The following is an 11,756-nucleotide window of genomic DNA, read 5'->3' as shown; positions in this document are numbered from 1 at the left end:
GGGAGCAGCTTGCCGGCGACAGGCCGCGTCAAAGCGGCGCGAGTTCGGTGCCTGGAACCTTCTCGTCGACACAGATCCCCTCACCCTGGCGATCGCTCGCGATGCGCGTTTCCACCGCCCGGGCGGCTGCATCCAGGTCTACCGGCTTGCCGGCCAGCTTCTCGATGGCGCTGACGATGAGGTCCGGCGCGATCCAGTCGGGCTTGTGGCCGAGATTCTTCACCCAGAGGAGCTTTGCGCCGGGAATGTCGCGCGCCAGGCCGAGCGAGTGGATCTCCTCATAGACCACCGTATCCCGGTCACCCGAAATCACGACCGTCGGCGCGGCGATGTCGCGATAGCGCGCCGCGTCGGCAACGGCGAAGGGGTAGAGGCTCTCAACGTCGGTGGCGTTGGCGCGGAAAGTCGCCGGCCGCAGCACCAGCGGGATCGAGGCACGCTCCAGGTATTTTTCCGGCGTATCGTTTGGAGCGAACACGCAATCGGTGGCGGCCGCCATTTGGAGCATGCCGCCGGGATAGGCGAGCGTTTCCGAAAACAGCCGGCCGATCACAGGCACATTGGTCAAGGCGTAGTACCAGGACGTCTTTCCGCCCGGCCATGGATGCGTGGCGGCTGACGCGAAGACGAGGCCCGAGACCTTTTCGGGATAGCTCAGCGCGAAGGCAGCCGCGATGCCCCCGCCGAAGGAATGGCCCACGACGATCGCCTTGTCGATGCCGAAACGATCCATCAGCGCCGCCAGCAATCTCGCCTGCCCCTGCGGAGTCTCGTTGCCGGCGCCGCGCTCCGACCAGCCATGGCCGGGGCGGTCGAAGAACAGCATTTCGGCACGACCTTCCAGCAGGGGCCGTATAGGCACCATCTGGTCCTTCAGATTGGCGCTGGCGCCATGGATGAAGACGACCGGCGGGAAATTCGCGCCCACCGGCGCAGGCACATGGACATGGTGAATCCGCGCCCCGCCGATCTCGACGAAATCGCCGATGGGCGGATTGCGGCGCTCGATCAGCCAGACGCCGATACGCGTCAAGCCGATCAGCACGAGGATCAGGGCAAGCAGGAAGGCGACTGCGGCGGAGAGGAGATTCACGCTGAACTGCCGGTGGGACGAACAGGCCTTTTACGCGCGGCGGCGCGGATCAGATGCCCTCGCCCGCCAATTCCTCGGACAGCGTCGCGACCTCGTTCTGAGCGTTGCGCATCATCGGATAGATGTCGAGGACCCGCTGATACGCATCGAGCGCCAATTGCTTGCGCTCCGTCTCCTTCATGATCTGGGCAAGGCCGGACAAGGCACCGAAATGCCGGGGCTCGAGTTCCAGCGTGCGTTCTATGTCGGCCATCGACTTACCGTAGTTGTGCATCATGTAATGCACGGTGGCGCGGCGGTTCCAGCCTTCCGCATAATCCGGAGACAGGGTGACGACCTGATCGAGAAAATCGAGCGCTACGTCGAACTTCTTCTTCTCGGCCGCCTGCTGGGACCACTGCATCATCAAGTCGACGATGGCGCTGTCGGAGCGGTTCCACTCTTCCCAGATGCGCGCAGCGATGCGCTCGGCCGCCTTTTCGTTACGTTCGCGCTTGAGATTGGTGAACAACTCATCGAGCCGCTCGACCCTCGTCTTGGGCGCAATGGCTGCCGGCTTCTCGTCCGATGGAGGAGGCGCCGCATCAGCGGCTATACCAGGCGCCGCGCAGAGCAGCACCACACCTGCAACAAAAGCAAAACGATTCCGCATCCGGGAAACTGTAGGCTCCCGGAGCGGAACGTCAAACTGAAATTCGCGTGATTTTCCGCGCAAGCCGGCCGGCGGCCGGAAACGGCAGGAGCCGGACGTCAGCCCTGGCGTGCCTTGTAGCGCGGCGCGGTCTTGTTGATGATATAGATGCGACCCTTGCGGCGAACCAGCTGGTTGTCGCGGTGGCGGCCCTTCAGGGCCTTGAGCGAATTCTTGATCTTCATTGGTCTGGCCTGTCGAACGGTGCCCAGTCGGGCCTAACGGAAAGGCGCGCCCGAGAGCGCGCCCGAAAGTGTTGCTGGCTCATAAGGGGAAAGGCCTCCGGCTGTCAAGCTTCGCGAGACAGTTGTCGAACCCGATCGCCGCCTCATTGATGGTTACAATCGCGATGGTTAGGCTTGCGACAGACATCGCAGCGGAATGAGGGAGGAAAGACAATGGCCCATTCCTACATGCCGGGTTTTGGCAACGACTTCGAGACTGAAACCCTGCCGGGCTCGCTGCCGCAAGGCCGCAACTCGCCGCAGCGCCCCGCCTACGGGCTCTATGCCGAGCAATTGTCCGGCTCGCCCTTCACCGCGCCGCGCGGCACCAACGAGCGCTCCTGGCTCTACCGCATCCGCCCGAGCGTGAAACATCACGGGCGCTTCCGCGCTGCGGATTTTCCGCTGTGGCGCACCGCTCCCAACGCCGGCGGGCACGGGCTTGGGCTGGGCCAGTACCGCTGGGATCCACTGCCGATGCCGGATACGCCCACCGATTTCATATCGGGTATGCGCACCATGACCACCGCCGGCGACGCGCTCGGACAGTCCGGCATGGCGGCACATGTCTACGCCGCCAATGTCTCGATGGCGGACGACCATTTCTTCAACGCCGACGCCGAGATGCTGGTCGTGGCGCAGCAGGGCACCCTGCGCTTTGTCACCGAGATGGGCCTCATCGAGATAAAACCTGGCGAGATCATCGTTCTGCCGCGCGGCCTGACCTTCAAGGCCGAGATCGCAAGCGGCCCTGCGCGCGGCTACGTCTGCGAGAACTATGGCGCGAAGTTCACGCTTCCCGACCGTGGGCCGATCGGCGCCAATTGCTTGGCCAATCCGCGCGACTTCAAGACGCCGGTCGCCTGGTTCGAGGAGAAGGAGAGGCCGTGCCGGCTGATCGTCAAATGGTGCGGCCAGTTCCACGTCACCGAACTCGGCCACTCGCCGCTCGACGTGGTGGCCTGGCACGGCAATTACGCGCCCTACAAATACGACCTCGCCACCTTCTCGCCGGTCGGCGCGATCCTTTTCGACCATCCCGATCCATCGATCTTCACGGTGCTAACCGCGCCGTCCAGCGAAGCCGGCACGGCCAATGTCGATTTCGTCATCTTCCCGCCACGCTGGCTGGTGGCCGAGGACACGTTCCGCCCGCCCTGGTATCACCGCAACATCATGAGCGAGTTCATGGGGCTGATCCACGGCCAGTACGACGCCAAGGAAAATGGTTTTGTGCCCGGCGGAATGAGCCTGCACAACATGATGCTGGCGCATGGGCCGGACGCGTTCGGCTTCGAGAAGGCGTCGCGCACCGAGCTTAGGCCGGTCAAGCTGGAAAACACCATGGCCTTCATGTTCGAGACGCGCTTCCCGCAATTGCTCACCAGCTTCGCGGCCGAACTGAAGACTTTGCAGGAGGACTATATCGACTGCTGGATTGGCCTGAAGAAGCGTTTCAACGGCACACCAGAGGGCGACTGGAGCGATTGAGTCGGCCGCTGTCGCACTGGCAGCGATTGGGATGCCTCAAGCGGCTTCCGGCCGGCCAAACACGGTCTCCAGAAATTCGGTCAACCAGCGCTTTAGATGCATATCCCAGATCATACGGCCGCCGAGATGGTCGCGGCCGGGCTGGGCGCCGGGCAATTCGAAACGATGCGCGCCGCGCACTACCCAGCGCTGCATCATCACCCGCGTCAGCTCGGCGTGGAACTGGATGCCCCAGGCATTGTCGCCATAGCGGAAAGCCTGGTTGGGATAATGATCGGCGGTGGCGAGCAGCGTCGCGCCGTCCGGCAGCGAAAAGCCCTCGCGATGGAACTGGTAGACCATTTCCGGCCAATGCATCAGCTTCTTGCCGTCCTCGGTCGGCTTGAGCGGATACCAGCCGATCTCGACGATCCCGTCGTCGCGGCTGCCAACACTGCCGCCGAGATGGTTCACCAGCATCTGGGCGCCGAGGCAGATGCCAAGGAACGGCCGGTTCTCGACCAGCGGAACCGACAGCCACTCGGTCTCGCGCCTGACGAATTCGTCGGTGTCGTTGGCGCTCATCGGGCCGCCGAACACCACCGCGCCGGCGTGCTCGGCGAGCGTATCCGGCAGCGGATCGCCCAGCGGCGGACGCCTGATATCGAGATCGAAGCCGCTGTCGGTCAGCAAATTGCCGACACGGCCGGGACTGGACAATTCCTGATGCAGGACGACGAGAATGCTCGGCCGCTTGCCGGCCGCCTGTTTACTCATCGGTCGGCGTGCCCTTTGCGCCCGGAACTTTGCGCGCCGCCTCCTGGCGGGCCAGCACACGCTCGCGACGATCGACGCCGATCAGTTCGGCCACGCGCCACAAAGTGTTGTCTTCCAGTTCGTGCAAGACGCCGTCGGCATAGACGACATCCCACATCAGCCGGATGAAGGCGATGCGGCCCTCCTCGTCGAGATGGCGGCTGAGCACGCTGGTAAAGGCGTAGAGGTCGACCGACTCCTGCTCGGCCTTCTCGCCGGCCTTCACAAGCTCGTCGAGTTCCCGACCGTTGATGTGGTAGTATTCGCCCAGGATCTGCTTGATACGGTCCCACTCCGCGTCCTGCCGGACGCCGTCGGCGTCCATGACGTGGTACATCAGCGCGGCGGCAGCCACACGCGGATCGTCGCCGCTTATGCCGCCACCTTTGACTCCGCCAGGCAGATCCCTGAGGAAGGACATCATCCGCTCAAGCATTGCCGACAACTCCACACCCGCCCGTCAGAACAGCCCGAAGCGCCGCGGCGCCTTGGCCGGAGCGTCGGGATCGACGCCGGGATCATCGGGCAAGGGCGGCGCGATGACAACTGCCACGCCTTCAGGTTTTTCCGACGGGCGATCGGCCGCCGGAGCGTCCGCGGCATCCACCACCACAGGCTTCGCGGGCGGTTCGACCGGCTTGCGGTCGTTGGCGGGCTCTGGAAGCACCGGCGCCACCTTTGCGACCGGTTCGGCAACCGGCTCGGGCAGCGTTACCTCGACCGGCGGCTCGATGACCACCGCAACTGGGGCGGCAAGCACCGGCTTTGCAACCGGTTCCGGCTCGTCCTCGATCACCTGGCCCAGCCGCTCGACCGGGATGCGCCACTCGAAGGCGTCGAGATGGCCCGTCACCGGCGAGACTGGCGCCCAGCTCTCGGATTCGACCCCATCCGCCACCCAGGCCGGATCGCGCGGCGCCCGAACCGCCTTGCCAAGGATTTGCCGCACCGTGCCGATGTCGCCCGTATCGGCTTCCTCGATGTCGGCAAGCAGCAGCCAGGCGCCTTCGCGCGGCTGCATGCGGATGGCCGATTGCGCTTCCTTCCGGGCCAGCCCGTAGTCGGCCGCATCGAGGGCGGCGCGCGCCACGGCCAGCGACGATTCGGCATGGTTCTGCTTGATCGACTGCAGCTTCCTTGCCCGCGCCAGCCGGTCGTTGACCGCGTCGCCATGACGGGCATGCACGTAAAGGTCGGCGATATCGGGATGCGGGTTGGCCTTCCACGCGGCCTCGAGAATCCTAGCCCCCTTGCGCGTGTCGTCTCCGCGGAACAACGCCTTGGCGGCGACGACCGCAGCCGGCACAAAATGCGGCTGGAGCCGGTTGGCTTCCAGCGCGGCAGTCTTGGCGGAGGCAAAATCGGTGTCGAAAACCGCCTGCGCCTTGGCCGTCAGGAGCACGGCCCGCTTGCGGTTCGCGGCGTCGCGGTCGAGTTGCCGCGTCGACTTCTGCGCGTCGATGATCTTGATCGCGCCGTCCCAGTCACCGCGCGCCGTCTTTTCCTCCAGCGTCGAATCCGCCGCCCAGCCGAGCTGTGGCGCGAGATCGATGGCGCGTCCGGCATAGTGGCGCGCTGCCGCGCCGTCGCCCAGGCGTTCGGCCTCCAGATAGAGGCCACGCAGGCCCAGCAGGCGCGTCTCGGGATCGTCGAGCATGGCCTCGAATTTCTGGCGCGCACCGTCATGGTCGCCTTCCAGCAGCGACGCCTGCGCGTCGAGAAGCTGGATCAGCGGCTCCTGATCGGAACGGATCAGCTTGGCGGCTTCCTTGTTCTTCTTGCGCGCAAGCGCGGCATCACCGGCACCGGCGGCGATCATGCCGGTCGACAGCGCCTGGTAGCCGCGGTCGCGCCGCCGCACGCGGAAATAACGGGAGATGATGTAGGGGCTGTTCCAGATCGACTTGACCAGCCACCAGGCGATCATCACGGCGGCGACCACCGTCACGACGCCGACAGCGGCAACCATGAGCGTGACGCGATACTGGTAGCCGTCGAGGGTCACGACCATGTCGCCGGGGCGGTCGGCAAGCCAGGCAAAACCCAGTCCGAGCAGGAAGACGACGAGAAGGAAGATCAGGATACGGATCATCTGTCGTCCTCAGGCCTTCATCGCGCCGGCAATCGCCTGGTCCACCAGCCGCTCGACGTCGCGCCGCGCCTTCAGCCTGTCGCCGAAACCGCCAGCGGCAGCCTTGGCCGGATCGGGAAGCGCGTCGAACTCGGTGATCGCCTTGTCGAGATCGCCCGCCTTGAGCGCGACTTCCATGCGCGCCACGATCTCCGGCACGCCGGCGCCTTCGACCTCGCCGACGGGGCGGACGGAAACCAGTGATTCGGCGCTGTTCAAAAGCCGGTCGAAATAACCGGCATTCGGATCGACAGGTTTTGCCGCGGCGATCATCGCGGCAGCCGCCGGCTCGACCTCGGCCAGCAAGGTCTCGCGCGTTGCAACACCTTGTTCGGCGTGTGCTCGCAGCGTCGCGAGTTCCGGCGTGTTGGGAACGATTGCGGCGAAGGTCTCAAGCTCAGCCTGGAACGGCGCCCCGCGGTCGACCGCCGACTTCAGCGCGGCGGTGGCGATGGCCAGCGCGATCTTCGGCTGTTGCGCCTGCGCATCAACGCGGCCGGTGAGTGCGGTGACGGACTGTTCGAGCGCCGCGAGCTTGCTCTCGGTAGCCGCCGCTGATTCGCCCGCCGACTTCACCAGCGCCTCGACGGACGCTATGCGTTCGCCGAGCTGTGAAAGTGCCGCCGCATCCGGCGCGCCGCCCTGGTTCAAGGCTGCAACCGTTGTTTCGATCTCCTTGATGCGGGCGTCGAGCGCCTGGACTGCGGCCGCATCACCACCGGCGCCGGAGGAAATGGCGCCCTTTAGCGCTGCTACATCTGTCTTGACCGCGTCGAGACCGCTGGCCAGTACGGTGACCTCGCCGGACGCGTCTCCGCCCCCCGCGCCACTCTTCAAGGCCGCGATTTCCTGCTTCAGTCTCTCGATATCGGCACCGAACTGGCCGCCGCTGGATTGCGCAACCGGCACGCCGAGGACGCCGGCATATTGCAGTCCTCCCGCCGCGGCGAGCGCGACAACACCACCGATCACACCCGCGACAATACGCGAAAATCCGTCGCGGCGTGGCGGTGTAGGCGGAACGGTTGTCTTGGCAGGTTCCTCGGATGCGGACTGCGCGGTGCGTTTCTTTTCCGGCTCGTCGAAACCATAGCCGGGCGGCTCCTGCGCCGCCTCTACCGGCTGATATTCCTGTTCAGGCTGTGTCGCGGTGCCTGTCTCGGTCAAGAAAGTCGTGTCGGCGTCAGCCGCGACCGTGTCCCTGTCGCCGGTCCCCGAATCCATTGTCGCGTCTACCGCCGGCTCGTTCAAAGCATCGGCCTCCACCACAGGTTCGGCCGCGTCCGTCTCGAAAGACGGTTGGCTGCCCGGCTCCGCCTCCGCCACGCGCGAAACATCGGCCGGGTCGAGCTCTATGGTGAGAGGCTCCCGCCGGGTTTTGGAATGCCGGGTTCTCGGCGTCTTGACCATGCACTGGTCTCCGCTGTCGTTGTTCACGAGCCGGCGTGCCGCCTCGGTCGATACCTATCACATCAGCCTGCGCTGAAAAGAGGCCGGGTCATGACCGCCCGGTTACATGCTCCAGAAGTCCGAGCAACGCTGCTTCCGACGGCTCCGCTGCGACAAGAATACGCGCCTTCACAGGGTTCGCGAGCCTGTCGGCGACACGCGATGACATGCACAGATACGCCGCCCGCGCCATCCAATCGTCAAAACCCTTCGGCCAACGCAGGCTGGAAAAACAGCCGGCTGCATTGGCCGAATAAAGTAGCACGGCATCGATCGGTTCCGTTCCGAGTATCTCGACAAGCTGTTGCGGCCGATAGTCGATGTCCTGCGTATCGTAGGTTTCCACCACGAGGAGGTTCATGCCCGCAGCGGCAGCCCGGACCTCGAAATCGCCGAGGCGAACCTTTCCCGTCAAATAGGCAGCGGTAGCGCCGGGGCCAAGACGCGCGCTGATCAGACCGGCAAGAGACCCCGCATCGCCAGTGCCAGCCGTCACGCTCTGGAATCCGTGTTCGCGGGCCTCTACGGCAGTGCGTTCGCCAACGGCGAAACATGGGCGCTCGGCGAGCCTCGCGAGCACCGGGGCCGGCGCATGCCGGAGCGCGTTGGTGCTGGTCACCGCCACGGCATCGACCATTGGATAGAGCGACGCAGCCTCGATGGGCAGCGCCACCGTTCGGGTCAGCGGCAGTTCGACCGGCCGGTGTCCCAGTTCCGCGAGACGTCGGGCGGTGCGCACTGCGCCCGGCTGCGGGCGGGTCACCAGCACTTTTGCCACAAGTCAGGTCCAGCTCTCGAAAAAGCGCGTGCCGGCCTTTTCGCGTACAAATTCTCCGGCGCGGCGACCCAGGCTTTCGGGTTCGCCGACGCTGCCGTCCATGACGACATCAAACGCCGTCCGGCCGTCAGGTGACAGGATCAGCCCGGCAAAATGCATGTTGTCGTCCTCGACCGTCGCATAGCCGGCGATCGGCGTGCGGCAGGAGCCGTCGAGGGCAGCAAGGAAGGCGCGCTCGCAGGCAAGCGCCAGCCCGGTATCGCGGTGGTGGATCGGCGCGAGCAGTTCCTCGATCCTCGCATCGCCGATGCGGCTCTCGATGCAGATCGCCCCTTGCCCCGGCGCCGGCGGAAACTTTTCCAGCGGCATGAGGTCGGTGATCACGTCGGCCATTCCGAGCCGCTTCAGACCGGCATGAGCGAGGATCGTGCCGTCGACAATGCCCTCGTCCAGTTTGCGCAGCCGCGTCTGCACGTTTCCGCGGAAGGTGACGACCGAGACATCGGGACGCATGCGGCGGATCAGAGCCTGGCGTCGCAGCGACGACGATCCGACCGTCGCGCCATGCGGCAGCGACTCGATCGTAGCGGCCGCCTTTCCGACGAACCCGTCGCGTGCATCCTCGCGCGGCAGGAAGGCGGAGAGCCGCAAGCCCTCGGGAAGCTCAGTTGGCATATCCTTCGACGAATGCACGGCGATGTCGATGCTGCCGGCGAGCAGCGCCTCCTCGATCTCCTTGGTGAACAGCCCCTTGCCGCCGGCTTCCGACAGCGGCCGGTCCTGGATGCGATCGCCGCTGGTCGAGATCACCTCGATGGCGAAGGCTTCTTCCGGCAGGCGATGCGCGGCCATCAGCCGGGCGCGTGTCTCCCGCGCCTGGGCCAGCGCCAGCGGGCTTCCGCGTGTTCCGATCCTGAGAGTGGCAGTTTGCATCAAGCCCGGTCCGTGATAGGCAGCCGGCGGAGTTGCCCGGCCGGGCTTCTCCTAACGGGGAAATCCCCGCCGGACAATCACGGACGTTTTTCGAGCAGATGATCCGCGTTCTGGGCATCGAAACCAGTTGCGACGAGACCGCCGCGAGCGTGGTGGCGCTAGACGGCGATGGGCATGCGCGCATCCTTTCCAACATCGTGCTTAGCCAGATCGAGGAACATGCTGCCTTCGGCGGTGTGGTTCCGGAGATTGCGGCGCGCGCGCATGTGGAGGCGCTGGACGGACTGATTGAAGCGGCGCTGGCCGACGCCGACACAAGTCTTTCCGATATCAACGCGGTGGCCGCGACCGCCGGACCGGGGCTGGTTGGCGGACTGATCGTCGGGCTGATGACCGCGAAGGCAATCGCTTCGGCGAGTGGAAAACCGCTGCTGGCGATCAACCATCTCGAAGGCCATGCGCTGACGCCGCGCCTGACCGACGGGCTGGCGTTCCCCTATCTCCTGCTGCTGGTCTCCGGCGGCCATACGCAGATCGTGCTGGTGCGCGGCGTCGGCGATTATCAGCGCTGGGCGACGACGATCGACGACGCGCTTGGCGAGGCCTTCGACAAGACGGCGAAGATGCTCGGCCTGCCCTATCCTGGCGGACCGAATGTCGAGAAGGCGGCAAGCAACGGCGACGCCCGCCGCTTCGCCTTCCCCCGTCCGATGAAGGGCGAGGCGCGCCCGGATTTTTCGTTCTCGGGCCTCAAGACGGCGGTTCGGCAGACGGCGACGGCGATCGCGCCGCTCAGCGAACAGGATGTCGCCGACATTTGCGCCTCCTTCCAGGCAGCGGTGACAGACGCCCTTGCCGACAGGGTGCAACGGGCGCTGGCCCGTTTCGCCACGGAATTTCCGACGGCCGCGTGTCCCGCGCTTGTGGTCGCAGGCGGCGTCGCCGCGAACAGGCCGGTCCGCTCGGCACTGGAAAAACTTTGCGCCGACAGCGGCTTCCAGTTCGTCGCGCCGCCGATGGCGCTCTGCACCGACAATGCGGCGATGATCGCCTGGGCGGGCATAGAGCGCCTGCGGGCCGGGCTTGCCGACACCGGCGGCATGGATTTCGTGCCGCGCTCCCGTTGGCCGCTGGATGGCGCTTCCGCGCCGGTGTTCGGTTCCGGCCGAAGGGGCGCCAAGGCATGAGCCGGCTCGCAATTCTGGGTGGCGGCGCCTGGGGAACGGCGCTTGCGCTGACCGCATTGCGGGCCGGCCACGGCGTGTCGCAATGGGCGCGCGAGGCCGAGGCGGCAAACGCCATATCGGCCGGCGGCAATCCTCGCTACTTGCCCGGCATGGCGTTCGAAGCCGGCATCGAGGCCACAACCGACATTGGGACCGCAGTCTCCGGGGCCGAGGCCGTGCTCGCCGTCGTTCCGGCGCAATCGCTGCGCGTTGTGCTGGCGCAGGCCGCGCCATCTCTGTCGTCCGGCCTGCCGCTGGTGCTCTGCGCCAAGGGCATCGAGGGTGGCACCGGCAAGCTGCTGTCGGAGGTGGCCGCCGAGATCTGCCCAGCCAATCCCTGCGCGACGCTGTCCGGGCCGAGTTTTGCGACGGATGTGGCGCGCGGCATGCCCACCGCCGTGGTGATCGCGGCGCGTTCCGGTGCGATTGCAACCGATCTCGCCGCGCTCCTGTCGACGCGCGCCTTCCGCTGTTATTCCACCTCCGACCAGACCGGCGTCGAGATCGGCGGCGCGCTGAAGAACGTGCTGGCCATCGCCGCCGGCGCGACCCTGGGCGCCGGGCTCGGCGCCAGCGCGCAAGCCGCGCTCGTCACACGCGGCTTCGTGGAATTGCGCCGCATCGGCGCGGCGTTCGGCGCGCAGCCGGAAACGCTGATGGGCCTTTCCGGCCTAGGCGACCTGCTGCTGACCTGCGCCTCCGCACAGTCGCGCAATTTTGCCTATGGACTGGCGCTCGGCCGAGGCGAGGCGCTTGCCGGCCGGCCGCTGGCCGAAGGCGTGGCCACCGCCGGCATCGCGGCACGCATCGCCGTGGAAAAGGGTGTCGAGGCCCCGATCATCGCCGCCACCGCTCACATACTGGCCGGCAGGCTGACGATCGCCGAGGCGGTCGAAAGCCTGATGTCGCGGCCCTTGAAATCCGAGACGGATTGAGGCTACCCAA

General features: G+C 66.1%; 12 protein-coding genes. 3 read left to right on the top strand and 9 right to left on the bottom strand.

Annotated elements, in window-relative coordinates; translation table 11 throughout:
* Nucleotides 1-28: 28 nt before the first annotated feature.
* The 3 genes from ACSBOB_RS05185 to ykgO form a co-directional block, all read right to left on the bottom strand.
* A complete protein-coding gene (locus ACSBOB_RS05185; RefSeq protein WP_442581394.1) occupies nt 29-1,093 on the bottom strand; it encodes an alpha/beta fold hydrolase in 1,065 nt (354 codons plus the stop codon).
* A 49-nt stretch (nt 1,094-1,142) separates the two neighbouring features.
* A complete protein-coding gene (locus tag ACSBOB_RS05180) occupies nt 1,143-1,745 on the bottom strand; it encodes a hypothetical protein (protein ID WP_442583641.1) in 603 nt (200 codons plus the stop codon).
* A gap of 98 nt (nt 1,746-1,843) precedes the next feature.
* Nucleotides 1,844-1,969, bottom strand: a complete 126-nt coding sequence (gene ykgO / locus ACSBOB_RS05175; RefSeq protein ID WP_008834857.1) for a type B 50S ribosomal protein L36 — start codon at nt 1,967-1,969, stop codon at nt 1,844-1,846.
* Between the two features lie 213 nt (nt 1,970-2,182).
* On the opposite strand from ykgO, the gene hmgA reads away from it, so the two are divergent.
* A complete protein-coding gene (gene hmgA / locus ACSBOB_RS05170) occupies nt 2,183-3,499 on the top strand; it encodes a homogentisate 1,2-dioxygenase (protein ID WP_442581393.1) in 1,317 nt (438 codons plus the stop codon).
* A 36-nt stretch (nt 3,500-3,535) separates the two neighbouring features.
* Here hmgA and ACSBOB_RS05165 read toward each other — a convergent pair whose 3' ends face one another.
* From ACSBOB_RS05165 to hemC, 6 genes are all read right to left on the bottom strand, one after another.
* Nucleotides 3,536-4,255, bottom strand: a complete 720-nt coding sequence (locus ACSBOB_RS05165; RefSeq protein WP_442581392.1) for a glutamine amidotransferase — start codon at nt 4,253-4,255, stop codon at nt 3,536-3,538.
* Complete coding sequence (locus tag ACSBOB_RS05160; protein WP_442581391.1) at nt 4,248-4,730, bottom strand: TerB family tellurite resistance protein; 483 nt, start codon at nt 4,728-4,730, stop codon at nt 4,248-4,250. The genes ACSBOB_RS05165 and ACSBOB_RS05160 overlap by 8 nt, the downstream gene beginning before the upstream one ends.
* A gap of 24 nt (nt 4,731-4,754) precedes the next feature.
* Nucleotides 4,755-6,386 carry a heme biosynthesis HemY N-terminal domain-containing protein gene (locus ACSBOB_RS05155; protein WP_442581390.1) on the bottom strand — a complete coding sequence of 544 codons (1,632 nt, stop codon included), beginning with the start codon at nt 6,384-6,386 and terminating at the stop codon, nt 4,755-4,757.
* Between the two features lie 9 nt (nt 6,387-6,395).
* Nucleotides 6,396-7,835, bottom strand: a complete 1,440-nt coding sequence (locus ACSBOB_RS05150) for a COG4223 family protein (RefSeq protein ID WP_442581389.1) — start codon at nt 7,833-7,835, stop codon at nt 6,396-6,398.
* Nucleotides 7,836-7,923: 88 nt separating this feature from the next.
* Nucleotides 7,924-8,652 (bottom strand): uroporphyrinogen-III synthase, encoded by a 729-nt coding sequence (locus tag ACSBOB_RS05145; protein ID WP_442581388.1) that lies wholly within the window; start codon nt 8,650-8,652, stop codon nt 7,924-7,926.
* A gap of 3 nt (nt 8,653-8,655) precedes the next feature.
* Nucleotides 8,656-9,585: a hydroxymethylbilane synthase gene (gene hemC, locus ACSBOB_RS05140; RefSeq protein WP_442581387.1), complete on the bottom strand. Its 930-nt coding sequence runs from the start codon at nt 9,583-9,585 to the stop codon at nt 8,656-8,658.
* 101 nt (nt 9,586-9,686) lie between these two features.
* Between hemC and tsaD the strand changes: the two genes are divergently transcribed.
* Nucleotides 9,687-10,772: a tRNA (adenosine(37)-N6)-threonylcarbamoyltransferase complex transferase subunit TsaD gene (gene tsaD, locus ACSBOB_RS05135; protein WP_442583640.1), complete on the top strand. Its 1,086-nt coding sequence runs from the start codon at nt 9,687-9,689 to the stop codon at nt 10,770-10,772.
* Nucleotides 10,769-11,746: an NAD(P)H-dependent glycerol-3-phosphate dehydrogenase gene (locus ACSBOB_RS05130; protein ID WP_442581386.1), complete on the top strand. Its 978-nt coding sequence runs from the start codon at nt 10,769-10,771 to the stop codon at nt 11,744-11,746. The genes tsaD and ACSBOB_RS05130 overlap by 4 nt, the downstream gene beginning before the upstream one ends.
* The last annotated feature ends 10 nt before the right edge of the window (nt 11,747-11,756 follow it).

This window comes from Mesorhizobium sp. KACC 23794, from assembly GCF_052180275.1.
GTDB lineage: Bacteria > Pseudomonadota > Alphaproteobacteria > Rhizobiales > Rhizobiaceae > Kumtagia.
Note: the sequence above shows the minus strand (reverse complement) of the source record. Positions and strands in the feature narration are given on the sequence as shown.